This window comes from Anaerosporobacter mobilis DSM 15930, assembly GCF_900142955.1.
GTDB lineage: Bacteria > Bacillota > Clostridia > Lachnospirales > Lachnospiraceae > Anaerosporobacter > Anaerosporobacter mobilis.
The window spans coordinates 165,283-190,956 of record NZ_FRCP01000008.1 but is presented as its reverse complement, the minus strand read 5'-3'; the positions used below and the strand labels follow the sequence as shown (position 1 = coordinate 190,956).

The window sequence follows — 25,674 nt, the reverse complement described above, 5'->3', positions numbered from 1 at the left end:
TTCTGAAAGGAGTATTAATAGCATGATACAACAAGAATCAAGACTTAAAGTTGCTGATAACACTGGTGCTAAAGAATTACTTTGTATCAGAGTATTAGGCGGATCTACAAGAAGATACGCAGCTATTGGAGATGTCATCGTTGCTTCGGTTAAAGATGCAACACCAGGTGGAGTTGTTAAAAAAGGCGACGTTGTTAAAGCTGTAGTTGTTCGTACTGTAAAAGAAACTCGTCGTAAAGACGGATCATATATTAGATTTGATGAAAATGCTGCAGTAGTAATCAAAGATGACAAGAACCCAAGAGGAACTCGTATCTTTGGACCAGTAGCAAGAGAATTAAGAGAAAAACAATTCATGAAAATCGTTTCATTAGCACCAGAAGTATTATAAGGAGGTGTCGGCTGTGTCAACAACAAAAATCAAAAAAGGTGATACTGTTAAAGTAATCGCTGGTAAAGATAAAGGCAAAGAAGGCAAAGTTGTTTCTGTTAAAGACGGAAAGGTATTAGTTGAAGGCGTAAACACTGTAACTAAACATGCTAAGCCAAGTCAATCTAATCCAAACGGTGGAATTATACACCAAGAAGCACCAATTGATGCATCAAACGTTATGTACGTTGTAAAAGGAAAGACTACTAGAATCGGTTTTAAAACTGTTGATGGTAAAAAAGGCCCTACAAAAGTACGTTTCGCTAAGTCAACTGGCGAAGTTATCGACTAATTAAGAGAGGAGGTCTCATAAGTTGAGTAGATTAAAAGAAACTTATAAAAACGAAATCGTTGAAGGTATGATCAAAAAGTTCGGATACAAGAACGTTATGGAAGTACCTAAACTTAATAAAATAGTAATTAACATGGGCGTTGGTGAAGCAAAAGACAACGCAAAAGTATTAGATACAGCTGTTAAAGATCTTGAAATTATCGCTGGTCAAAAAGTTGTATTAACAAGAGCGAAAAACTCTGTAGCGAACTTCAAAATCAGAGAAGGTATGCCTATCGGATGTAAAGTAACTCTTCGTGGCGAAAGAATGTATGATTTCGCTGATCGTCTAATTAATTTAGCATTACCTCGTGTACGTGACTTTAGAGGTGTTAATCCTAATGCATTTGATGGTAGAGGAAATTATGCACTTGGTATTAAAGAACAATTAATTTTCCCTGAAATTGAATATGATAAGGTTGATAAAGTTAGAGGTATGGATATCATATTTGTAACAACAGCTAAAACTGATGAGGAAGCTCGTTATTTATTATCATTATTCGGTATGCCATTCAAAAAATAGTTAGGAGGGAAAAATTCATGGCTAAGACGTCAATGAAGGTAAAACAACAACGTCCACAGAAATTCTCTACAAGAGAATACAACCGTTGTAGAATTTGTGGTCGTCCACATGCTTATTTAAGAAAATACGGAATCTGCAGAATTTGTTTCCGTGAATTAGCATATAAAGGACAAATTCCAGGTGTTAAAAAGGCAAGCTGGTAGAATTAAGGAAGGAGGCAAAATTAAATGACAATGAATGATCCAATCGCAGATATGCTTACAAGAATTCGTAATGCGAATACTGCTAAACATGATACTGTAGATGTACCTGCTTCTAAAATGAAAGTAGCTATCGCTGAAATCCTTTTAAAAGAGGGATACATCAAAAGTTTTGAAATTGAAGAAGTAGACGGATTTAACAATATCCATATTACATTAAAATATGGTAAAGATAAGAATGTTAAGATCATCACAGGTCTTAAAAGAATTTCTAAACCAGGTCTTCGTGTATACGCAACCAAAGAAAACTTACCAAAGGTTCTTGGTGGTTTAGGAACAGCTATCATCTCTACAAGCAAAGGTGTTATCACTGATAAAGAAGCAAGAGCTTTTAATGTAGGTGGAGAAGTTTTAGCATTCGTTTGGTAATAAACGACTAGAATGTAGCTGTTATACATGAGAATCTTCGATTCTCATGTACTTCATTCCTAGAAGTAGACTTATTTAATAAGCTTTACTAAAAAGGACTAGAAGATAAGAATGTAACGTAAGTTACTGATAACTTAAAACATGTACGCGCTTGCTTCATGGTAACTGTAACGGATACAAAGCATGCGTCGTAATATTATAGGAGGTGCAACATGTCACGTATAGGAAGAATGCCTATCGCTATCCCTGCAGGCGTTACTGTAACGGTAGCAGAAAATAACAAAGTGACTGTTAACGGTCCAAAGGGAACTCTTGAAAGAGTTTTACCAGCAGAAATGGACATTAAAGTTGAAGGCGAAGAAATTGTTGTAACAAGACCAAGCGACTTAAAGAAAATGAAATCTTTACATGGTCTTACTAGAACATTAATTTCAAACATGGTAGTTGGTGTAACAGCTGGCTATGAAAAAGTTCTTGAAATCAACGGTGTTGGTTATAGAGCTGCAAAACAAGGAAAAACATTAACATTATCTTTAGGATATTCTCATCCTGTAGTTATGGAAGATCCAGAAGGCATCGAAGTAATTCTTGAAGGACAAAATAAGGTTATTGTTAAAGGTATAGATAAAGAAAAAGTTGGCCAATACGCTGCTAATATCAGAGAAAAGAGACAACCAGAACCTTACAAAGGTAAAGGTATTAAATATGCTGATGAAGTTATTAGACGTAAAGTTGGTAAGACTGGTAAAAAATAATTAAAGGAGTGTAAAAACAATGGTTAGTAAAGAATCAAGAAGTAAAGTTCGTGTTAAAAAACATAGAAAATTACGTAATCGTTTCTCTGGCACTACTCAGAGACCACGTTTAGCTGTGTTTAGAAGTAATAATCATATGTACGCTCAAATTATTGATGATACAGTTGGTAATACTTTAGTATCAGCTTCGACTTTACAAAAAGAAGTTAAGGCTGAGCTTGATAAGACAAATGACGTAGCAGCAGCAGCATATTTAGGAACTGTTATTGCGAAAAAAGCATTAGAAAAAGGTATTACTACAGTAGTCTTCGATAGAGGCGGATTCATATATCAAGGTAAAGTAAAAGCTTTAGCAGATGCAGCAAGAGAAGCTGGTCTAGAATTCTAGGGTAAGGAGGAGAATAGATGAAACGTACAATCATTGATGCTAGTCAGATGGAATTAGAAGATAAAGTAGTATCAATCAAACGTGTTACTAAAGTAGTAAAAGGTGGACGTAACTTCAGATTTACTGCATTAGTAGTTGTTGGTGACAAGAACGGACACGTTGGTGTTGGTTTAGGTAAAGCAGCTGAAATTCCTGAAGCAATTCGTAAAGGAAAAGAAGATGCAACTAAAAAATTAATCTCATTACCTATGGATGAGAATGGAAGTATTCCACATGACTTCCTTGGTAAATTCGGAAGCGCTTCTGTATTACTTAAGAAAGCTCCGGAAGGTACAGGTGTTATTGCAGGTGGACCAGTTCGTGCCGTTATCGAACTTGCAGGCCTTAAGAATATCCGTACAAAATCATTAGGATCAAATAATAAGCAAAACGTAGTACTTGCTACAATCGAAGGATTAAACCAACTTAAAACTCCTGAAGAAGTAGCTAAACTTCGCGGTGTTTCAGTTGAAGAGCTACTAGGTTAGTAGGAGGTTAATGACATGGCTGAAAAATTAAAAATAACTTTAGTTAAATCTACAATTGGTGCCATTCCAAAACACAAAGCAACTGTTGAAGCATTAGGTCTTAAAAAATTAAATAAGACTGTTGAAATGCCAGATAACGCTGCAGTAAGAGGAATGATCAATCAAGTTAGACATTTAGTAAAGGTTGAAGAAATATAATCACGAATTAGTAAGGAGGTGTACACATGAATTTATCAGAATTAAGACCAGCTGACGGTGCAAAACACAGTGATAACTTTAGAAGAGGACGTGGACACGGTTCAGGTAACGGTAAAACAGCAGGTAAAGGTCATAAAGGACAAAAAGCTCGTTCTGGAGCTCCAAGACCAGGTTTTGAAGGTGGACAAATGCCTTTATACAGACGTTTACCTAAGAGAGGTTTCACTTGTAGAAACTCTAAAGAAATCGTTGGTATTAATATTGATACTCTTAACAGATTTGAAGACGGCGCTGTTGTTACAGTTGAAGCTCTAATCGAAACTGGAATCGTTAAGAATCCAAGAGATGGCGTTAAGATTCTAGGAAACGGAGAACTTACTAAGAAGCTTGATGTTAAAGTGAATGCTTATAGCGCAAGCGCTGTTGAGAAAATTCAAGCTCTTGGTGGAAATGCTGAGGTGATTTAAGGATGTTGCAGACAATCCGAAATGCGTGGAAAATTAAAGATATAAGAAAAAAATTAATTTATACTTTTATAGCACTCGTTATTGTTCGAATCGGTTGTCAACTTCCTATCCCAGGGGTAAATGGAGATGCGATTAAGCAGTTCTTTAGTCAGCAGACTAATTTGGGGTTCTTTGATGCATTGACTGGTGGTTCTTTTACCACCATGTCAATCTTTGCATTAAATATTACACCATACATTACTTCATCAATCATTATGCAGCTTTTAACTATTGCAATACCAAAGTTGGAAGAAATGCAAAAAGACGGGGAAGATGGAAGAAAGAAGATTGCAGAGTATACACGTTATGTAACAGTTGCTTTAGCTGTTATCGAAAGTGTTGCTATGGCAATTGGATTTGGTAACTCAGGCTATTTAGACGGTGGACTTACATTTACTGGTGTTGTTATGGTAGCAGTATCATTAACAGCAGGTTCGGCTTTCCTAATGTGGTTAGGAGAAAGAATTACAGAAAAAGGTGTAGGAAATGGTATTTCAATTATCTTATTAATTAATATTATTTCAAGAATACCAAGTGATATGAGCACACTTTACAAAAAGTTTGTTGATGTCGATAGTTCAGGAAATGTAGTTAATTCGATACTTGCAGCAGCAATTATTTTAGCTGTTATTGTAGCAATGGTAGTATTCATTATCTTTTTACAAGATGGTGAAAGAAAAATCCCTGTTCAATATGCTAAAAAAGTACAAGGAAGAAAAATGGTTGGTGGACAAACTTCTAGTATTCCTTTAAAAGTAAATACTGCTGGTGTTATTCCGGTAATTTTTGCTGGTTCATTATTACAATTCCCAATTATTATTGCTAGTTTGTTTGGAACTAATCCAGCTTCTGGTGCAGGCGCAAGCTTAGGTCAGAAAATACTTAAAATTATGAATCAACAGGCTTGGTGTAACTTTACAAGTTTTGGCGAGTTTAAGTATACATTAGGTTTAGTAATTTATATTGCATTATTGATTTTCTTTGCATATTTCTATACTTCAATTACTTTTAATCCTATTGAGATTTCAAATAATATGAAGAAACAAGGTGGATTTATACCTGGTATTCGTCCAGGTAAACCTACTACAGATTACCTTACAAAAGTACTTAATAACATTATCTTCATCGGCGCAATTAGTTTAACAATTGTTGCAGTTGTACCAATTTTCTTCTCAGGTGCATTTGATGCTAATGTATCTTTCAGTGGAACATCCTTGATCATTATTGTTGGTGTAGTTCTTGAAACTATGAAACAAATTGAATCACAGATGCTTGTTCGCCACTACAAAGGTTTTCTAAACGATTAATAAGATAAGTAGTAAGCTGTAGTGATTCGTCCTGCAGCTTTTACTACTATAATGATGTACAAATGATTGATTAGAAAGTATGATGGTAATAATAGTATGTAAGGGAGGAAAATTATGAAGATTATTATGTTAGGTGCTCCAGGAGCGGGCAAAGGAACACAAGCGAAAAAAATCGCAGAAAAATATAAAATTCCACACATTTCTACGGGAGATATCTTCCGTGCTAATATCAAGAACGGTACTGAACTTGGCAATAAGGCTAAGACTTACATGGATCAAGGATTATTAGTCCCAGATGAATTAGTAGTAGATCTTGTTGTAGATCGCGTAAAACAAGATGACTGTGTAAACGGTTATGTTCTTGATGGATTTCCAAGAACAATCCCTCAAGCAGAAGCACTTGATGCTGCATTAGCTGCAATCGGTGAAACAATAGATTACGCTATCAATGTAGAAGTACCAGATGAGAATATCATTCGTAGAATGTCAGGTAGAAGAGCTTGTGTTGGTTGTGGTGCAACGTATCACTTAGTTCATATTCCACCTAAAACAGAAGGTATCTGTGATACATGTGGAAACGAACTTATCTTACGTGACGATGATAAACCAGAAACAGTTGAAAAACGTCTTAATGTTTATCATGATCAAACACAACCACTTATCGACTACTATACAAATAAGAATGTACTTGTAGAAGTAGATGGAACAGTAGATATGGCTGACGTATTTGCTGCCATCGTTAAGACCCTAGGTGAATAAAAATGTCTGTTACGATTAAATCAGGTAGAGAAATTGAGTTAATGAAAGAAGCAGGTAATATACTTGCAATCGTGCATGATGAATTGAAGCATTTTGTTAAACCAGGAATTACAACCAAGGATATTGATAAAAAAGGAGAAGAGATTATTCGAAAGTTTGATTGCATTCCTTCTTTCTTGAATTATAATGGGTATCCGGCATCAATTTGTGTATCAGTTAATGATGAAGTCGTTCATGGAATACCTTCAGAGAACCGATATATACAAGATGGAGATATTGTTAGTCTCGATGCAGGTGTGATTTATAAAGGCTATCATTCAGATGCAGCAAGAACCTGGGCAGTTGGTAATATTAGTGATGAAGCAAAGAAATTAATTGAGGTTACGAGACAAAGCTTTTTCGAAGGAATTAAATTCGCCAAAGAAGGTTATCACCTTAATGATATTTCAATTGCGATACAGGAATATGTAGAGTCTTTTGGATTTTCAGTTGTACGGGACTTAGTGGGACATGGAATAGGTACTGCATTGCATGAAGACCCAGAAATCCCAAACTTCCGACAGAAAAGAAGAGGGATTAAACTGCAGGCAGGTATGACGCTTGCAATAGAACCTATGGTAAATATTGGACGTTATGATGTGGAATGGCTTGATGATGATTGGACAGTTGTTACAGAAGATGGTTCTTTGTCAGCACATTACGAGAATACGGTTTTGATTACAGATGGTGAGCCAATTTTACTATCTGCAAAAAAGTAGGAGAGTATAGATGTATCAATTAGAAACTTTCCAGTACGGTATGCTTGCATATTCGAAAGCTGGACATGACAAAGGGAATTTATATGTAATACTTAAGACTGATCATGAATATGTATATCTAGTGGATGGTATTCGAAAGAAAATCACAAATCCCAAAAAGAAAAAAATAAAGCACATTCAAATCATTAATGATATACCTGAGATTTTAAAAGAGTGTATGTGCTCGGGTAAAAAAGTAACGGATGAGGATATTAAGAGATCCATAAAGATATTCTCGAAACAATAGATTAGTAAAGTAACCACGGGATAGGATATCCCCTTTCAAGGAATTTAGGAGGTTTATAAATGTCTAAAACAGATGTAGTTGAAATCGAAGGAATCGTTATCGAAAAATTACCAAACGCAATGTTCCAGGTTGAGTTAGAAAATGGACACAAAGTTTTAGCTCATATTAGTGGTAAATTAAGAATGAACTTCATTCGTATCTTACCAGGAGACAAGGTAACATTAGAATTATCACCATATGATTTATCAAAAGGAAGAATTATCTGGAGAGATAAATAATTAATGGTGTAATGGAGGTATAAATTAATTTGCAACTATTCAAGTATGCATCTTTCCTAGTGATAATGATGCACACAAATTGTTAAATACAATTAAAACCGAAGAAACTTGATGATTTTTTTGTGAAATCACATAAAATGAATGACAAAATAAAGGTTTTGAATAGTAACATTAATTTTATATAAATAACGCTTGCTATTTACAATTTTTAATGGTATAATGGGAGCTGACTTTTGTGAAAGGAGTGAATCTCGATGAAGGTAAGGTCATCAGTAAAACCAATTTGCGAAAAATGCAAAATTATTAAGAGAAAAGGAAGTATCAGAGTTATCTGTGAAAATCCTAGACACAAACAAAGACAAGGCTAATATCCAATAAAAAGCGGAAGGGCTTTTTATTGTTTCGTATATATATTTTCGATCATAAATAGTTCTTGCTTTTTGTGTTACAATCTGCTAGGTAACTAGCGCGTATGAGAAATTATACGCTGAATATTTGTCATATGTATTAATCATATCGACGATATTCCATTGTGATATTGTGGATAACAGGAATGTTATGCACTTTTTGCTGTGTTTGACAGTAATACAGGTGTACTTGTTATTTGATATACTATGGTATCTCTGTCTTATGATATCTATGATACCTTTAGTATAAGCGAACATAAGAATTCACTTATGTTTGTCACAATTTAAAGCGGCTGATGCAATGAAACGCCTGGGAAGGTTGTTCGTTGCGAAAACAGAATATATGGTACTGTATATTCTATTATATGTAGGGGCTACTAGTCCCGACTACAAATTAAAAGTAAAAAAGAAACTATGATTAGTTAAGAAGTTTCGTAGTATGCATTTCACCATATGTTAATCTTATATTAGTCATATGATATTACAAACGGTCTTAACAGTATAATTAATTACAAATTATGGAGGTGTAATACGCGCATGGCTCGTATCAGTGGTGTAGATTTACCAAGAGAAAAACGTGTTGAAATCGGTCTTACTTACATTTATGGAATTGGTAGAGTAAGCTCAAATCGTATATTAGCTGAAGCTAATGTTAGTCCAGACACTCGCGTTAGAGATTTAACTGACGAAGAAGTTTCAAGAATTCGTGATGTAATCGACGCAAGTCAAACTGTTGAAGGTGATTTACGTAGACAAATCGCACTTAATATTAAGACATTACAAGAAATCGGATGTTACAGAGGAATCCGTCATAGAAAAGGTCTTCCTGTTCGTGGACAAAAAACTAAGACTAATGCTAGAACTAGAAAAGGTCCTAAGAGAACTGTAGCAAACAAGAAGAAATAATAATCTTAATTTATTCGGTTAAATAATAGGAATAAAAATCCAATAGGAGGGTTTGGAAATGGCTAAAAAAATAGCAAAAAAAGTGACTAAAAAACGTGTTAAGAAAAACGTTGACCGTGGACAAGCACATATTCAGTCATCTTTTAACAATACAATTGTTACGCTAACAGATGCAGAAGGAAATGCTCTTTCATGGGCTAGTGCAGGTGGATTAGGATTTAGAGGTTCTAAGAAATCTACTCCTTATGCAGCACAAATGGCAGCTGAAACTGCAGCTAAAGCAGCAATCGTTCATGGTTTAAAATCAGTAGAAGTTATGGTTAAAGGACCAGGTTCAGGTAGAGAAGCTGCTATCCGTGCGCTACAAGCTTGCGGTATTGAAGTAACTAGTATCAAAGATGTTACTCCAGTTCCACATAATGGTTGTAGACCACCAAAACGTAGAAGAGTGTAGTTCTTAACTTACGAATAATATATAGAAACGCTGTAACAACGGTAATCTTTCATAAGAGTAACAAGGAGCGTTATTGTTACTAATAAGGTAAAAAATGTATAAAATGCATGTTTACTGGTAAAGATTTAAGTTAATAGATTAGGAGGTAACTAATAGCATGGCAAGAGACATGAGTCCTGTTTTAAAAAGATGTAGATCACTTGGTCTTGATCCTATTTACCTAGGAATAGACAAGAAATCTAATAGAGCTCCAAGAGCTGGTAAAAAATTAAGTGAGTACGGCTTACAATTAAAAGAAAAACAAAAAGCTAAATTTATCTATGGTGTATTAGAAAAACCTTTCAGAAATAATTTTACGAAAGCTAAAAAGATGAAGAACGGTACTGCCGGTGAAAACCTAATGATCATTCTTGAACTTAGATTAGATAACGTAATTTATCGTTTAGGTTTTGGTAGAACTAGAAAAGAAGCTAGACAAATCGTTGACCACAAACACGTTTTAGTAAACGGTAAATGTGTAAACATTCCTTCTTACTCAGTTAAACCAGGTGATGTTATTGAAATTAAAGAAAAGTGCAAAACTGCACAAAGATATAAAGATGTCTTAGAAGTTACTGGTTCTAGATTAGTACCAGCTTGGTTAGAAGCTGATCAAGACGCTTTAAAAGGTGTTGTTAAAGAAATGCCTACAAGAGATCAAATTGATGTTCCAGTTAACGAAATGCTTATCGTCGAGTTGTATTCTAAATAATATGTAGTTTTCATTTGTATCAATGTGGTTATGGGTTGCTTAGGTTTATACCGAGAAAAATATCCGTAACTACTATATAATGAAAGTTATATGTTATGAATGATTACCCTCAATAATTTAACCCAAAAGGAGGGTCCAATAGTGTTTGATTTTGAAAAACCAAAAATAGAGATTGCAGAGATTTCTGAAGATAAAAAATATGGACGTTTTGTAGTTGAGCCACTTGAAAGAGGATACGGAACAACTTTGGGTAATTCTTTAAGAAGGATTATGCTTTCTTCTTTACCTGGAGCAGCAGTAAGTCAAGTTAAAATTGACGGTGTTGTTCATGAATTTAGTACAATTCCAGGTGTTAAAGAAGACGTTACTGAAATAATAATGAACATTAAGAGCTTAGCAATCAAGAATACTAGCGAAACGAATGAGCCAAAAACTGCATATATCGAGTTTGAGGGTGAAGGAGTTGTAACAGCTGGAGACATCCAGGCCGATCCTGACATAGAAATTCTAAATCCAGATTTAGTCATCGCTAACTTAAGCGGTGGTGCTGATAGCAAACTATATATGGAATTAACAATTACTAGGGGTAGAGGTTATATCAGCTCTGACAAAAATAAAAATGATGATTTACCAATCGGTGTAATCCCTGTGGACTCAATCTACACACCAGTAGAACGTGTTAACTTAACAGTTGAAAACACTCGTGTTGGTCAAATCACTGATTATGATAAGCTAACATTAGATGTTTATACAAACGGTACACTTGTACCTGATGAAGCAGTTAGTTTGGCCGCAAAAGTTCTAAGCGAGCATCTTAATTCTTTCATTGATTTATCTGAAAATGCTAAGACTGCAGAAGTTATGGTAGAAAAAGAAGATAATGAGAAAGAAAAAGTACTTGAAATGAACATTGATGAGCTAGAATTGTCCGTTCGTTCATACAACTGCTTGAAGAGAGCTGGAATTAATACTGTTGAAGAATTAACTAACAGAACTTCAGAAGATATGATGAAAGTAAGAAACCTTGGCCGTAAATCCCTTGAGGAAGTACTTGCTAAGTTAAAAGAACTTGGTCTATCACTTAATTTGAGTGATGAATAAAATAACAATACTGAACTAGTATCCCGCGAGGCGTTTTTATTCTAATTAAAAACACCGTTTTAGCGGGCGCCAGATTGTGCAAAAACAATTTGTGTGCATAATTTGTGGCTATGGATCACATTGTGTTTAATAGTTGCAAATAAAAGTCATAAGGAGGTAAGAAAATGGCAGGCTATAGAAAACTTGGAAGAACTTCAAGTCAAAGAAAAGCTTTACTTCGTAATCAAGTAACTAACTTATTATATCATGGTAAAATCGTTACTACAGAAGCAAAAGCAAAAGAAATTCGTAAAATTGCTGAGGGCATGATTGCACTTGCTGTTAAAGAAAAGGATAACTTTGAAACTGTAACAGTAACTGCTAAAGTTGCTCGTAAAGATAAAGATGGTAAAAGAGTGAAAGAAGTTGTTGATGGTAAGAAGGTAACAGTTTATGATGATGTTGAAAAAACTATCAAAAAAGACAGTGCTTCAAGATTACATGCTAGAAGACAAATGCTTAAAACTCTTTACACTGTAACAGAAGTTCCAGCTGAAGCTGCTGGTAAGAAAAAGAATACTAAGACTGTTGATGTAACAGATTTATTATTCGATGAAATCGCACCAAAATATGTTGGTCGTAACGGTGGTTACACAAGAATCGTTAAGATTGGTCAACGTAAAGGTGACGCAGCTATGGAAGTTCTTATTGAATTAGTGTAAGAAAAACTATAGATAAATATTAGAAAGTAAGTGGTGGTTACCATTTACTTTCTGTTTTGAGGCTAATGTACTTATTAAGTAATAGCCTCTTTTTTTGTGTAAAAATTGTAGAATGAATGATGATTAGAAGTTAAATAGAAAAGGTACATAATGGTTAAATAGATTAATTGGCGAACAACCCCAAATAGCTATAGAAGTATGGAAAATAATGTGTTATAATCATATGGAGTATGTTATTGAGAAAATGGAGTTACAAATATTAGCTATCAATAGGAGCTAATATTATGAGTAATGAGTTGGGGGGAAAGTTTATGTTTCAAAAAGTAAGAAAGAAAATTATTAATAAGGCAATTATTAAAATAATTGTGTGTATAGCTGTAATCATAGGTACATTGGTATATACTGATATGGCACCAATCAAGTTGGTAAAAGGTCCTGAAAAAATTGATATTGACAATGTGGACTTAGATAAGTACGAGGGTAAATACATAAAAGCTAAGGTTGCATATGTTTACAATTCTTTCTTAGAAGAAGTAACCTATAAGAAAAATAAATTTGGCTCTAAATCGGCAGGAGAAGTCACTGCTAGATATTACATTACCGATGTTAATTTATCACAATATCTTGCGTTACGTGCAGATGGTGATTATTTAATGAATAAATTTGATGTCTTGATGGATAATACACAAATTTCGATTGATAAGGGTACCGAACCAGTAGCATATTCTTATAGAGGTTCCTTTGTGAAACTAAGCAAACGTGAATATTCAGAACTCAAGAGTATCATGACACAAGCTGGTTTGTCAGAAGACATGTATTCCGATTACATATTCAAAGTCAACTATGTTGGTAAGGTGGATGAAGCATATGCTATTACAGGCTGTGGAGTTATTATATTTGCTGTAATATTTGCATTACTTTCAATAATAAGAGCTTTAAGCAGTAGATATACAAAAGATGCTAGGAAGTTTGCAGTAAACAACGGTATTCCGTTTGAACAGCTTTGTATGGAGTTAGATGGGGCATATGAAACAAGTAATGTATGGATTACTACTAGGTACACGGCTTATATTAGAGGGAATAAGATTAGAGTTCTTAAGAACCAAGATTATATCTGGGCTTATTATAAAGAAACAAGAACTACTAAAAAAGGAGTTACATCTGTAACTAGACAAATAGCTCTTGCTGATCGAAATAAGAAATTCACTTTTATTACAATAGCGTCAGAAGATGATGCAAGAAATATTTTAAGTATTTATGCAGAGACTCAACCACAGATTGTACTTGGATTTAATGATGATTTACAAAAGTTATTCATGGAAAATTTTGAACAATTCTTAATGCTACCTTATCAAAAAGCAAGTAGCGAAGAAGAAACTGCACCATCAAAAGAACAAGTACCAGAAGAACAGGAATCAGAAGTGCGAGTACCAGAAGAACAAGCACCAGAAGGATATATACCAGAGGAATATGTACCAGAAGAGTACGTACCAGAAACTTATGATACCGCAGGAAAAACAACTGATAATAATTAATAATAATATTTCAATAATAGAAGTTTAAAAAGTAATATAATTCGTGTAAAGAGGCTATGATAAACTGGAGAATATGAAAATATTCAATAGTTTATTGTAGCCTTTTTGCAAATGAAAGGTTTATATACGGTAACTCTTGCATTTGCAAGCATAATACCGTACAATGTTAAAAGTAAATAATGGCTGAATTATAGATAAATGAGGAATTGCAGATGGGAATCATTAAGGCTAAACAATTAGTGCATGAATATATTCGTCGAGATGAAGAAGGGAATACGATCGGAATTAATCGGGCTCTCGATGATATTGATATTGATATAAAAAAGGGCGATTTTGTTGCTATATTAGGACATAATGGTTCAGGTAAATCAACGCTTGCAAAGCATCTGAATGCTATTCTTATGCCTACAGAAGGAACATTGTGGGTTAATGGATATGATACTAAGGAAGAAGATAATATTTGGAATATTAGGCAATCTGCTGGTATGGTGTTTCAGAATCCGGACAATCAGATCATTGGAACTATTGTAGAAGAGGACGTTGGATTTGGTCCTGAAAACTTAGGTGTTGAAACGAAAGAAATATGGAAACGCGTTGAAGAAAGTTTACAGGCAGTTGGAATGCTAGAATATCGTTCTCACTCTCCTAATAAATTATCGGGTGGACAAAAACAACGAGTAGCAATAGCAGGTATTATGGCTATGAGGCCGGAATGTATTGTATTAGACGAGCCTACAGCAATGTTAGATCCTAATGGACGTAAAGAAGTTATTCGTACCATATCGCAGTTAAATCGTGAAGAAAAGGTAACTGTACTCCTTATTACACATTATATGGAAGAAGTAATAGGGGCAGACAAAGTTATCGTTATGGATGAAGGTAAAATAGTAATGCAAGGTGCCCCAAGAGAAGTATTTACAAGGGTGGAAGAATTGAAGGAATATCGATTAGATGTGCCTCAAGTAACAGAGCTTGCTTATGAATTAAGAAAAAATGGACTAGCAATACCAGAAGGAATCTTGACAGTTGATGAACTTGTAAGTGAAATTGCTAGATTATAGACGGGCGGTGAGGAAATGTCAATTACATTAGATCATGTGAATTATAGTTATAGTGTAGGAAGTGCATATGAAAAACATGCATTGAAAGATGTTAATCTAACAATTAAAGATGGTGAATTTATTGGTCTGATTGGGCATACAGGTTCAGGAAAATCAACATTAATTCAACATCTTAATGGATTAATGAAAGCAACAAGTGGAACGATCTATTATAATGGAAAAGATATCTATGATAATGACTTTAACATGCGTGAGCTAAGAAATAAAGTAGGATTAGTTTTTCAATATCCAGAGCATCAGTTGTTTGAGACAACAGTGATTAAAGATGTTAGCTTTGGTCCAAAAAATCAAGGGTTATCCCAACTAGAAGTAGATCTACACTCTTATGAAGCATTAAAACAAGTAGGTATTGAAGAAGATTTAATTGATTGTTCACCTTTCGAATTATCCGGTGGGCAGAAGAGAAGGGTAGCAATTGCAGGTGTTCTAGCTATGAGGCCAGAAGTGTTAATATTAGATGAACCTACAGCGGGGCTAGATCCAGCAGGTAGAGATGAGATTCTTGATCAGATATCTAAGTTACACAAAGAACGGAATATAACTGTTATACTTGTTTCTCACAGCATGGAAGATGTTGCGAAATATGTGGATCGTATTATTGTAATGAATAAAGGTGAAGTTGTATATAGTGATGTGCCAAAGAAAGTATTTGCTAATTATAAAGTATTAGAGACGATAGGACTTGCTGCGCCACAAGTAACATATGTAATGAATGGATTAAGGGAACAAGGAATAATGGTAGATACAAATGCAACAACAATTCATGAAGCCAAAGAGGAGATTCTTAAGTGGGCTAGACGGGAAATAATAGAAGGGTAAGGTAAGAATATGATAAGAGACATAACGATTGGACAGTATTACCCAAGAGATTCATTCATACACAAACTTGATCCTAGAACGAAAATTATAGGAACTTTTATATATATTATATCCTTATTCTTTTTCCGTAAGTTTATCCCCTACCTTGTTGTTTTTGGCTTCCTAGGTTTAGTAATTAAGACATCAGAAGTGCCGCTTAAGCATATCCTAAAAGGGTTGAAATCTATCATGTTCTTACTTATCTTCGCAGTGGTATTCAATATTTTTCTTACCCCGGGTGATATATTATGGAAATGGGGGTTTTTGAAGGTAACAAGGCAAGGTCTTGAGACAGCAGGATTCATGGCAATCCGTCTTGTTTTGTTGATTATGGGATCATCCCTTATGACATTTACAACAACACCGAATCACCTAACAGATGGACTTGAGAAGATTATGAATCCACTAAAGAAGATTAAAGTACCCGTGCACGAGATTTCCATGATGATGTCAATTGCACTTAGGTTCATACCAATCTTATTAGAAGAGACGGATAAGATCATGAAAGCACAGATGGCAAGAGGTGCTGATTTTGAGTCGGGAAACCTAATTAAAAAGGCAAAAAGCTTAGTTCCGTTATTGGTGCCACTTTTTGTTTCGGCATTCCGTAGAGCCAATGATTTGGCTATGGCTATGGAAGCGAGATGTTACCATGGTGGAGAAGGAAGGACAAAGATGAAACCGTTGCAATATCATAAGCAAGATGGCATCGCTTATGTTATACTGTTTGGTTATCTTGCTGTACTAGTAATTGTGAAGCTTATAAGCCCATTCTAGGTCATCAATGCTAATATGAACCTGCCTCGAATTGGTTCTGTAGATTTAAATATAATAGGAATATATTAGTAGCTGATAAGAAGTAATGATATACAGTTAGGAGTTTTATAGTGTATGAAGCGTATTAAATTAGTGATTGCTTATGATGGAACGAAATATTGTGGTTGGCAAATACAACCTAATGCAATTACAGTAGAAGAGGTTATTAACAAGCAACTTACGAAGTTGCTTGATGAGGACATAGAGATTATAGGCTCAAGTAGAACGGATTCGGGGGTACATGCACTTGGTAATGTAGCAGTTTTTGACACAGAAACAAGAATACCTGCTGACAAGATAGCCTATGCACTAAATCAGCGATTACCAAAGGATATTGTAATTCAATCTTCTTGTGAAGTTCCTCTTGATTTTCATCCAAGATATCATAAGAGCTGTAAGACTTACGAATATAAGATATTAAATCGGGAATTTTTGCTTCCAACAATGCGTTTATACCATCACTTTGTATATAAGAAGTTAGATACGGATAAGATGCAGGAAGCGGCTAATTACCTGGTGGGGGAACACGATTTTAAGAGTTTTTGTTCCACAAAGATACAAGTAAAAAGTACGGTAAGAACCATTTATAGTCTAGATGTAATATGTAAAGGCGATGAGGTAATCCTACGTGTTCGTGGTAATGGATTTCTATATAATATGGTAAGAATTATTGCTGGAACACTCATTAATGTAGGATTAGGCATTATGGAACCAAGTAAGATACCTAAGGTTTTAGAGTCTCCAGAGCGTGTGAAAGTCGGTCCTAATGCTCCTGCACATGGACTAACACTTGTGAATATTGAATTTAAAGAGTAAATGGAGCTGTTGTAGTTCAAAGATAAAATTGAACTACAGCAGCTCTATTTTCGATTTTATGAAATTAGGTTAGGTAATCTATATTCGGATACTAATATAAATTAATAGTATCGGTAGTAACAGAAAACGTTTAAGTAATCTATGGTACTATAAATAGTGTTAAGACCATATTTTAAGTATAAATAGATAAGATAATGGAAATATATTGTAAGAAATGTATAATATTATAATTGGTAAACATATGATATAATGAGTATATGATAAAACATTACGAAAAAGGCATAAAAATATAATGTAATTTGATGTATGTTTACTCAGATGCGAAGTGAGTAATTTACTAGTAGGAGATAGGAAAAGGGAGGAAGGATGAGTATGAAAGTATCGTTAAGAAGCAAAATTACATTCTTAGTGTTACTGCCAACTATAGCGGTAGGCTTAGCTGCTATGATTACAAGTACGAATATTGTTACTAGAATTATTAACAGAGAAATTAAGAATCAACTTAATGCAGCTTCTATGGTAGGTATTGAGCATTATCAGAATGGAAATACGGCTGACTATTATATGAATGTTAGGGGCATTCTTTATAAAGGAGTTGTACAAATAACGGATGATTCTTCAATTGTTGACCGTATTAAAGAGTATTCGGGTATTGAGGCAACTTTTTTCTATGGTGATTCACGCTATGCTACAACGTGGAAAGGCGAAAACGGAAAACAGATGTTAGATACGAAGTTGGATTCAGATGTCTATGAAAAAGTGTATAAGCAAGGAGAAACTTACTTTCTAACGGATTCAACAATTGATGGGGTGAATTATTATGCCTACTATCAACCAGTTAAACAGCCAAGCTCAGGTGAAGTTGTAGGGTGTTTCTTTACTGGTAAGCCATCCAATCAAGTAGCAAGTCAAATTGATCAAATTCGCAAGCAGGTATTTCTAATTACATTATTTATAATCGTCATTTCTATGATCCTTGCTTCTGTAATGTTATGGTTTATAATTAAGTCCCTTAAAAAGTCAGTTAAAGATTTAGGTGCGGTTGCAGAAGGTGAACTTGCTATATCCGACCAATCAAAACAAATAAAAAAGACAGATGAAATTTCTGAGATAGCGATTACTACGGTCAAACTAAGAGAAGCGTTACGTAATGTGATTGGAGAAATCATGGAGTCAATTGATTTAGTGAAGGAATCATCAGAAAAATTAAGTGTGACGGCAGATAAAACCAAGGAAACTACGGAGGTAGTAAAAAGAGCCGTTAATGATATCTCAAAAGGAGCCATGGCACAAGCAGAAGAGACAACTACTGCTAATACACATGTTGTAGAGATGGGAAATTACATAGCGAACACAGTATCAGATGTGAATCAGTTAACTTTAAAAGCAAGTACAATGAACGAATCAAGTATGGAGGCTATTGATATTCTTGGAGAGCTGCAAGGTATCAATATGCAGACCAAGGAGGCTATTGATTTGATTTATAGCCAGACGAATACAACCAACCTATCAGCACAAAAGATTAGAGAAGCAACGAACATTATTACAGATATCGCAGATGAAACCAATCTATTGTCATTGAATGCAAGTATCGAAGCTGCAAGAGCAGGGGAACAAGGACGAGGATTTGCTGTTGTTGCCGCACAGATACAGAAGTTAGCGGAACAATCTGATAAGTCAGCTAAGGCTATTCAAGATATCATAAGTATGTTACTTAAGGATTCCAATCAAGCCGTGCAAACAATGGAAGTTGTTAAGAATACAATTCAAAAGCAGAGTGAAAAAGTTGAAGCTAGTAGAATTAAAGTGAATAGTGTTAATAGTGGAATTAAAAAGTTTACAGAGGGCATTAATGAAATTCGAAAACGTACAAGCAAACTGGATAAAGAAAGAACGCACATAGTGGATATCGTACAGAATCTAACTGCAATTGCGCAGCAAAATGCAGCAAGCGCAGAAGAAACTTTAGCGTCTACAACAGATTTAGCTTTCACTATGGAAGAGGTCGCAGATGCGATCGATTTATTAAAGACGATTACTAAAAAATTAAGCTCAGAGGTTGAAATCTTTCATATGTAAAGAAAAAGGCACTATTTTTGTTATAAAAAAATAGTGCCTTTTTCTAAGGAAATATTTAGAGTTATAAACAAATATTAATTGTTGAAATAATATATAATTTAGATTATTGAAGTGATAGTAATTGTTGGATATGATCATGATAATCAGATTAGTACTAGTAATTAACATAAAATACCAAGTAAAAGTTGTAACAAATGTCATAAATAGAAGGTTTTGGGTATGTTTTTTGTATTTGGAATTCATATTTTCCCTATGGTATACTAATTTTAATTAAGGATAAGCGGAAGAAAAGGGGGAATTAGGAATGAAATTTACGTTGCGAAAAAAGATAACCTGTATGGCTATGATTCCTATATTAATAGTAGGTATATCAGTATTAATGGCAAGCACAAGCAGTGTTACAACGATGGTAAACAAAGAAATTAAGAACCAGTTAAATGCGGCTGCTATGGTAGGAATAAAACATTACCAAGACGATAGCACGGCAGATTATTATCGAGATACTAATAATATCCTATATAAGGGAGTCGTACCGATTGATGGCAACAACACAGTTGTGGAGATGATTAAATCTTATTCTGGAATTGATGCAACATTCTTCTTTGGCGATACTAGAATTGCAACTACCATAAAAGATAAAAGCGGAACGTTACTTATCGGTACTACTATGGGCGAAGAAGCGTACGATCAAATATACAATAAGGGTGAAACATATTTTACTAAGAATTCAGAATTAGGCGGTGAGCCATACTATGGATATTACATACCAATTACACAGCCAAGTACGGGCGAAATCGTAGCTTGTTTCTTTACTGGAAAACCTACGAAAGAAGTCACTTCCCAGATCAATAAGATGACAATTAAGATTTTAATAATCATGGTAGGTGTAAGTTTACTAACGATGATTGTTGTAACTGTAGTAATCAATATAATCATAAAAGCTTTGAAGAAAACAATGAAACAGTTAGAAGCGGTTTCAAAAGGTGATCTTAGTGCTGTGGAATTCAAGAAGTCAATTAAGAAAAGTGATGAAATCTCAGAAATTGCCTTGTCGACTATGGACTTAAGACAATCTCTTCGCGGTGTAATTGGGCAGATTGGAACATCCGTAAGAGGATTAAAAGAAGCTTCCATTAAACTAAGTAATACAGCTGAGACGTCACAGAATACAATGGAAATTGTTGAACGTGCAGTGAATGATATCTCTAGAGGTGCAATGGCACAAGCAGAAGAGACTACGGAGGCTAATGATCATGTAATGGTGATGGGAAGGCATATTCAAGATACCGTTGATCATGTGAACCAGTTGAATGAACATGCTGCAGTGATGCGAGAATCTGGTGAAGAGGCACTTGTAGTTTTAGAAGAATTACGTTCAACGAATAATCAGACCAGAGATGCTATTAAGATGATTTATAATCAAACCAATACAACGAATCTATCAGCACAAAAGATTAGAGAGGCGACCAATATCATTACGGACATTGCGGAGGAAACCAATCTTTTATCACTAAATGCAAGTATCGAGGCAGCAAGAGCAGGGGAACAAGGTAAAGGCTTTGCAGTTGTAGCAGCGCAGATTCAAAAGTTAGCAGAGCAATCAGATCGGTCGGCAAAGGAGATTCAGAACATTATTGTTGCCTTACTAAATGATTCAAACAAGGCGGTTGAAACGATGAATGTTGTAACTGATATTATTGTTAAGCAGAGTGAGAAGGTCGAAATCAGTAAGAATAAGGTAGACAGCGTTAATGATGGAATTCGAACATTTACAGATGGGATTATAGAGATTAGAGAAAGAAGTATGAAATTAGATCATGAGAGGACACGTATAGTAGATGCAGTTCAAAGTCTAACAGCGATAGCACAGCAAAATGCAGCAAGTACGCAAGAAACATCTGCATCAACGGGGGAATTAACTGGTACGATGAGGGATGTAGCAGATGCAGTTGAAACATTACAAAAGATATCAGAGACGCTAACAAAGGAAGTGGAGATATTCAAGTTGTAGTAATTGCTGATAGTTAGATAGCAGAATGTGTCCATTAGGAGTAGGTTACTTAATAGACACATTCTGATTCTAAATTGTTTACAAAGAACAAAATATTTTCCTTAAGGTATTGCAAAATAAAATTCAATCGAGTATAATTGTTTTTGCTGATATTGAATCGGCAATGATGGGCCATCGCCAAACGGTAAGGCACTGGACTCTGACTCCAGCATCTCAAGGTTCGAATCCTTGTGGCCCAGTATATAGAATAAGATATTTTAGAACAGAGAATGTAGAGATACATGATCTGTTTTTTTTATATTTGCAATCAAAGAAACAGGGGACTCAATTCACTAAATCAGACAAATTAATCCAACTTATAGCTATTAAATAGAGGATAATGGAAATAAAATCGAATCGAGTATAATGTGTAAAATTAAATACAAGCTGCCAGTCACCTTTACAAAACGTTAGTGTAATGATACAATCAAGATAGCTATTCTAAGATTTTATAAGTAAACTTTCGTTCAATGCTAAGGGGGAACAAAAAGTTTAATTATAACAGTCTGAACAATAACATGAACAAAAAAACAAGCCAAGGTAAGATACATATTATTCGATGAATGAAGAAGTATGATAATGGCTATAAATAAGTTAGCAGGGATGTTGCATCTAAGAACTTGTAACATTACCTTAATTATAAAAAGGAGGATATCTTAAGATGGCAAGAAAAATGAAAACTATGGATGGTAATACTGCAGCAGCACACGTATCGTATGCATTCACAGATGTGGCAGCGATATATCCAATTACTCCATCTTCACCAATGGCAGATTATACTGACCTTTGGGCTACACAAGGTAGAAAGAACATATTTGGTCAAACTGTAGTTCTTTCAGAGATGCAATCAGAAGCAGGTGCAGCAGGTGCAGTGCATGGTTCATTAGCAGCAGGTGCACTTACAACTACCTATACAGCATCTCAAGGTTTATTATTGATGATTCCTAATATGTACAAAATGGCGGGTGAATTACTGCCTGGTGTTATTAACGTATCTGCACGTACATTAGCAAGTCATGCACTATCTATTTTTGGTGACCATCAAGATATTTATGCATGTCGTCAAACTGGTTACGCTATGCTATGTTCAAGTAGTGTACAAGAAACAATGGACTTAGGTGCTGTAGCTCATTTAACAGCAATTAAAGGACGAGTTCCTTTCGTGCACTTCTTTGATGGTTTCCGTACATCTCATGAAATTCAAAAAATTGAAGCATGGGATTATGAAGATTTAAAAGATATGTGTGATATGGAGGCAGTTGATGCGTTCCGTCGTCGTGCATTAAATCCAGAACACCCTGTTACTCGTGGTACTGCTCAAAACCCTGATGTTTTCTTCCAAGCAAGAGAAGCAAGCAACACATATTATGATGCAGTTCCAGAATTAACTCAACAATATATGGACAAAGTAAACGAAAAGATTGGTACAGACTACAAATTATTCAACTACTATGGTGCTGCTGATGCAGAACATATTATCGTTGCAATGGGTTCTGTTTGCGAAACAATCGATGAAACAATCGATTACATGATGGCAGCAGGAGCTAAAGTAGGTGTAGTAAAAGTTCGTTTATACAGACCATTTAGTGCAAAACATTTAATTGATGTAATTCCTGATACAGTAAAACAAATCAGTGTACTTGATAGAACAAAAGAACCTGGTGCAATTGGTGAGCCATTATATGTAGATGTAATTGCTGCACTTAAAGATTCTAAATTCCACAATATTCCTGTATTTGGTGGACGCTATGGACTAAGTTCTAAAGATACAACACCTGCTCAAATTATTGCAGTTTATAAGAATACAGAAAAGAAACAGTTCACAATCGGAATTGTTGATGATGTAACAAACCTTTCACTTGATATCACTGAAAATCCAAACACTACACCAGAAAGCACAATTAGCTGTAAATTCTGGGGACTTGGTGCAGATGGTACAGTAGGTGCAAACAAGAACTCAATCAAGATTATTGGTGATCATACTGACATGTATGCTCAAGCATATTTTGATTATGACTCTAAGAAATCAGGTGGTGTTACAATCTCTCACTTACGTTTTGGTAAGGAAAAGATTAAAGCAACATACCTTATTGATAAAGCAAATTTCGTAGCTTGTCACTGTCCTGCATATGTTAATAAATACAACATGGTTCAAGACTTAAAAGATGGTGGTACTTTCTTATTGAACTGTAGCTGGACACCAGAAGAGATCGAAAAACATCTTCCTGGACAAGTAAAAGCTTATATTGCAAAACATGGTATTAAGTTCTATACAATTGATGGTATTCAGATTGGTAAAGAAGTTGGTCTTGGTGGACGTATTAATACAATCCTTCAAGCAGCATTCTTTAAACTTGCTAAGATTATTCCAACAGAAGAAGCTGTTAAATTCATGAAAGATGCAGCTACTGCAACTTACTCTAAAAAGGGTGATGAAATCGTACGCATGAACCACGAAGCAATTGACCGCGGTATTACAGGCGTTGTAGAATTCAAGGTACCTGAGTCTTGGGCAAATGCTGAAGCAGAAGAAATTCTTGTTAAAGCCGAAGGAAAGAGAAAAGATGTAGTTGATTATGTGAACTCAATTCAGAATAAAATTAATTCTCAAGATGGTAATAGCTTACCAGTTTCGGCATTCGTTGATTATGTTGATGGTACTGCACCAGCTGGTTCGGCAGCATTTGAAAAACGTGGTATTGCTGTAGATGTACCACAATGGAACAAAGACAATTGTATTCAATGTAACTTCTGTTCTTATGTGTGTCCACATGCAGTTATCCGTCCTGTTCCAATGACAGAAGAACAAGCTGCAAATGCTCCAGAAGGTGCACCTATGTTAGACATGACAGGAGTTCCAGGTCATAAGTTTGCTATCAGTGTTTCTGTACTTGACTGTACAGGATGTGGCGCTTGTGTTAATATCTGTCCTGGTAAGAAGGGTGAAAAGGCATTATCCTTTAAACCAATCGAAACTATGTTAGATCAACAAAAGATGTTCGACTTTGGTGTTCAGCAAGAAGTACCAACAGCAGTTACAGAGAAATTCAAAGAAACTACTGTTAAAGGAAGTCAGTTTAAGAAACCTTTACTTGAGTTCTCAGGTGCTTGTGCTGGTTGTGGAGAAACTCCTTATGCTAAGTTAGTAACACAATTGTTTGGAGATCGTATGTATATTGCCAATGCTACTGGTTGTTCTTCAATCTGGGGTGGTTCATCACCATCAACTCCTTACACAGTTAACGCTGAAGGTAAAGGGCCAGCTTGGGCAAACTCTCTATTCGAAGATAATGCAGAGTTTGGTTATGGTATGGCATTAGCACAAAGAGCTATGAGAGCACGTTTAATCTCTTCTGTTGAAGCTCTTTCTAAAGTAGTTGACAAAGAAGATGTAAAAGCAGCTTGTGAAAAATATCTTGAAACTAAGAGCAACAGTGGTGCTAATGCAGTTGCATCAAAAGAATTAATTAAAGCATTAGAAGCATGCGATTGCGATAACGCAGACCGCGCGGCTATCTTAAGAGATAAAGATTTCTTATCTAAGAAATCTCAATGGATCTTCGGTGGTGACGGTTGGGCTTATGATATTGGTTTCGGTGGTTTAGATCATGTAATCGCTAGCGGCGAAAATGTAAACATTCTTGTATTTGATACAGAAGTGTACTCTAATACAGGTGGACAGTCTTCTAAAGCAACTCCTACAGGTGCGATTGCTCAATTCGCAGCTAATGGTAAAGAAGCTAGGAAGAAAGACCTTGCAGCGATTGCAATGAGTTATGGTAATGTTTATGTTGCACAAATCGCACAAGGTGCTGATTTCAATCAATGCTTAAAAGCGTTCATTGAAGCAGAAAATTATGACGGACCTTCAATCATTATCGCATACTCACCATGTATCTCTCATGGTATCAAAGGCGGTATGATGGGTGCTCAAAATGAAGAAAAACGTGCAGTTCAAGCAGGTTACTGGCATTTATTCCGTTTTGACCCACGTCTAGCTGATGAAGGAAAGAATCCATTCCAATTAGATTCTAAACAACCAACAGCTGATTACAAAGAATTCCTTAATAGCGAAGTTCGTTACAGTAGATTATCCCGTTCATATCCTGAAAGAGCGGAATATCTATTTGACAAAGCTGCTAAGGATGCCAAAGAAAAATATGAACAATTAGCATATAAAGCTGGCCGTGCTGAATAATTATGATACGGAGGTGAATGCAAAATAGTTTGTTGACTGTATGTTTTTCAAACGCATTGCATTCACACACCAGCAAAAAGAACACTCTTCATTCGTTGTATGTCAAGTATTGACACGATGTGTCCAGACTTGGCCTACAACTTCTATGAAGAGTGTTTTTTTGATGTTGCATTACATGCAATGTGTTTGAAAAACATGCTAGGTTC

At 35.2% G+C, this 25,674-nt stretch carries 29 protein-coding genes and 1 tRNA gene; all 30 read left to right on the top strand.

Going from position 1 to position 25,674, the window contains the following annotated elements; all coding sequences use genetic code 11:
- Positions 1-22: 22 nt before the first annotated feature.
- A complete protein-coding gene (rplN, locus tag BUB90_RS07500) occupies positions 23-391 on the top strand; it encodes a 50S ribosomal protein L14 (RefSeq protein ID WP_073285459.1) in 369 nt (122 codons plus the stop codon).
- 13 nt (positions 392-404) lie between these two features.
- Positions 405-722 carry a 50S ribosomal protein L24 gene (rplX, locus tag BUB90_RS07495; protein ID WP_073285456.1) on the top strand — a complete coding sequence of 106 codons (318 nt, stop codon included), beginning with the start codon at positions 405-407 and terminating at the stop codon, positions 720-722.
- A 22-nt stretch (positions 723-744) separates the two neighbouring features.
- Positions 745-1,284 (top strand): 50S ribosomal protein L5, encoded by a 540-nt coding sequence (gene rplE / locus BUB90_RS07490; protein WP_073285453.1) that lies wholly within the window; start codon positions 745-747, stop codon positions 1,282-1,284.
- 17 nt (positions 1,285-1,301) lie between these two features.
- The gene (locus BUB90_RS07485) at positions 1,302-1,487 is read left to right on the top strand and encodes a type Z 30S ribosomal protein S14 (protein WP_073285450.1); all 186 of its coding nucleotides are present in this window, start codon (positions 1,302-1,304) and stop codon (positions 1,485-1,487) included.
- Positions 1,488-1,511: 24 nt separating this feature from the next.
- Entirely contained in the window at positions 1,512-1,913 is a 402-nt protein-coding gene (gene rpsH, locus BUB90_RS07480) for a 30S ribosomal protein S8 (RefSeq protein ID WP_073285447.1), read from the top strand.
- A 212-nt stretch (positions 1,914-2,125) separates the two neighbouring features.
- Positions 2,126-2,668 carry a 50S ribosomal protein L6 gene (gene rplF / locus BUB90_RS07475; RefSeq protein ID WP_073285444.1) on the top strand — a complete coding sequence of 181 codons (543 nt, stop codon included), beginning with the start codon at positions 2,126-2,128 and terminating at the stop codon, positions 2,666-2,668.
- A gap of 19 nt (positions 2,669-2,687) precedes the next feature.
- Positions 2,688-3,056: a 50S ribosomal protein L18 gene (gene rplR / locus BUB90_RS07470; protein WP_073285440.1), complete on the top strand. Its 369-nt coding sequence runs from the start codon at positions 2,688-2,690 to the stop codon at positions 3,054-3,056.
- A gap of 17 nt (positions 3,057-3,073) precedes the next feature.
- A complete protein-coding gene (gene rpsE / locus BUB90_RS07465) occupies positions 3,074-3,583 on the top strand; it encodes a 30S ribosomal protein S5 (RefSeq protein ID WP_073285437.1) in 510 nt (169 codons plus the stop codon).
- A 15-nt stretch (positions 3,584-3,598) separates the two neighbouring features.
- Positions 3,599-3,781 (top strand): 50S ribosomal protein L30, encoded by a 183-nt coding sequence (rpmD, locus tag BUB90_RS07460; protein WP_073285434.1) that lies wholly within the window; start codon positions 3,599-3,601, stop codon positions 3,779-3,781.
- 26 nt (positions 3,782-3,807) lie between these two features.
- Positions 3,808-4,248: a 50S ribosomal protein L15 gene (gene rplO / locus BUB90_RS07455; protein ID WP_073285431.1), complete on the top strand. Its 441-nt coding sequence runs from the start codon at positions 3,808-3,810 to the stop codon at positions 4,246-4,248.
- A gap of 2 nt (positions 4,249-4,250) precedes the next feature.
- Positions 4,251-5,594 carry a preprotein translocase subunit SecY gene (secY, locus tag BUB90_RS07450; protein ID WP_073285428.1) on the top strand — a complete coding sequence of 448 codons (1,344 nt, stop codon included), beginning with the start codon at positions 4,251-4,253 and terminating at the stop codon, positions 5,592-5,594.
- 114 nt (positions 5,595-5,708) lie between these two features.
- Complete coding sequence (locus BUB90_RS07445; protein WP_073285425.1) at positions 5,709-6,353, top strand: adenylate kinase; 645 nt, start codon at positions 5,709-5,711, stop codon at positions 6,351-6,353.
- Positions 6,354-6,355: 2 nt separating this feature from the next.
- Positions 6,356-7,111, top strand: a complete 756-nt coding sequence (gene map, locus BUB90_RS07440) for a type I methionyl aminopeptidase (RefSeq protein ID WP_073285422.1) — start codon at positions 6,356-6,358, stop codon at positions 7,109-7,111.
- Between the two features lie 10 nt (positions 7,112-7,121).
- Positions 7,122-7,397 carry a KOW domain-containing protein gene (locus BUB90_RS07435; RefSeq protein ID WP_073285419.1) on the top strand — a complete coding sequence of 92 codons (276 nt, stop codon included), beginning with the start codon at positions 7,122-7,124 and terminating at the stop codon, positions 7,395-7,397.
- A 59-nt stretch (positions 7,398-7,456) separates the two neighbouring features.
- Positions 7,457-7,675 (top strand): translation initiation factor IF-1, encoded by a 219-nt coding sequence (gene infA / locus BUB90_RS07430; protein WP_073285414.1) that lies wholly within the window; start codon positions 7,457-7,459, stop codon positions 7,673-7,675.
- A 254-nt stretch (positions 7,676-7,929) separates the two neighbouring features.
- The gene (gene rpmJ, locus BUB90_RS07425) at positions 7,930-8,043 is read left to right on the top strand and encodes a 50S ribosomal protein L36 (RefSeq protein WP_073285411.1); all 114 of its coding nucleotides are present in this window, start codon (positions 7,930-7,932) and stop codon (positions 8,041-8,043) included.
- Between the two features lie 576 nt (positions 8,044-8,619).
- Positions 8,620-8,988 (top strand): 30S ribosomal protein S13, encoded by a 369-nt coding sequence (gene rpsM, locus BUB90_RS07420; protein ID WP_073285408.1) that lies wholly within the window; start codon positions 8,620-8,622, stop codon positions 8,986-8,988.
- A 58-nt stretch (positions 8,989-9,046) separates the two neighbouring features.
- The gene (gene rpsK / locus BUB90_RS07415; RefSeq protein WP_073285403.1) at positions 9,047-9,442 is read left to right on the top strand and encodes a 30S ribosomal protein S11; all 396 of its coding nucleotides are present in this window, start codon (positions 9,047-9,049) and stop codon (positions 9,440-9,442) included.
- 157 nt (positions 9,443-9,599) lie between these two features.
- Positions 9,600-10,193, top strand: a complete 594-nt coding sequence (rpsD, locus tag BUB90_RS07410; protein ID WP_073285400.1) for a 30S ribosomal protein S4 — start codon at positions 9,600-9,602, stop codon at positions 10,191-10,193.
- 141 nt (positions 10,194-10,334) lie between these two features.
- A complete protein-coding gene (locus tag BUB90_RS07405) occupies positions 10,335-11,294 on the top strand; it encodes a DNA-directed RNA polymerase subunit alpha (protein ID WP_073285396.1) in 960 nt (319 codons plus the stop codon).
- 164 nt (positions 11,295-11,458) lie between these two features.
- Positions 11,459-11,995 carry a bL17 family ribosomal protein gene (locus BUB90_RS07400; protein ID WP_073285393.1) on the top strand — a complete coding sequence of 179 codons (537 nt, stop codon included), beginning with the start codon at positions 11,459-11,461 and terminating at the stop codon, positions 11,993-11,995.
- Between the two features lie 284 nt (positions 11,996-12,279).
- Entirely contained in the window at positions 12,280-13,530 is a 1,251-nt protein-coding gene (locus BUB90_RS07395; RefSeq protein WP_073285390.1) for a DUF6709 family protein, read from the top strand.
- Between the two features lie 212 nt (positions 13,531-13,742).
- Positions 13,743-14,591, top strand: coding sequence for an energy-coupling factor transporter ATPase (locus BUB90_RS07390; RefSeq protein ID WP_073285386.1), 849 nt, complete (start codon positions 13,743-13,745; stop codon positions 14,589-14,591).
- A gap of 15 nt (positions 14,592-14,606) precedes the next feature.
- Entirely contained in the window at positions 14,607-15,470 is an 864-nt protein-coding gene (locus BUB90_RS07385; RefSeq protein ID WP_073285383.1) for an energy-coupling factor transporter ATPase, read from the top strand.
- A 9-nt stretch (positions 15,471-15,479) separates the two neighbouring features.
- Positions 15,480-16,286, top strand: a complete 807-nt coding sequence (locus BUB90_RS07380) for an energy-coupling factor transporter transmembrane component T family protein (protein ID WP_073285381.1) — start codon at positions 15,480-15,482, stop codon at positions 16,284-16,286.
- A gap of 114 nt (positions 16,287-16,400) precedes the next feature.
- Positions 16,401-17,141 (top strand): tRNA pseudouridine(38-40) synthase TruA, encoded by a 741-nt coding sequence (gene truA / locus BUB90_RS07375; RefSeq protein WP_073285380.1) that lies wholly within the window; start codon positions 16,401-16,403, stop codon positions 17,139-17,141.
- Positions 17,142-17,513: 372 nt separating this feature from the next.
- Positions 17,514-19,220: a methyl-accepting chemotaxis protein gene (locus BUB90_RS07370; RefSeq protein ID WP_170865458.1), complete on the top strand. Its 1,707-nt coding sequence runs from the start codon at positions 17,514-17,516 to the stop codon at positions 19,218-19,220.
- 304 nt (positions 19,221-19,524) lie between these two features.
- Positions 19,525-21,231 carry a methyl-accepting chemotaxis protein gene (locus BUB90_RS07365; RefSeq protein ID WP_073285376.1) on the top strand — a complete coding sequence of 569 codons (1,707 nt, stop codon included), beginning with the start codon at positions 19,525-19,527 and terminating at the stop codon, positions 21,229-21,231.
- A 167-nt stretch (positions 21,232-21,398) separates the two neighbouring features.
- A tRNA-Gln gene (locus BUB90_RS07360) sits at positions 21,399-21,470 on the top strand.
- A 461-nt stretch (positions 21,471-21,931) separates the two neighbouring features.
- Positions 21,932-25,468, top strand: coding sequence for a pyruvate:ferredoxin (flavodoxin) oxidoreductase (gene nifJ, locus BUB90_RS07355; protein ID WP_073285374.1), 3,537 nt, complete (start codon positions 21,932-21,934; stop codon positions 25,466-25,468).
- The last annotated feature ends 206 nt before the right edge of the window (positions 25,469-25,674 follow it).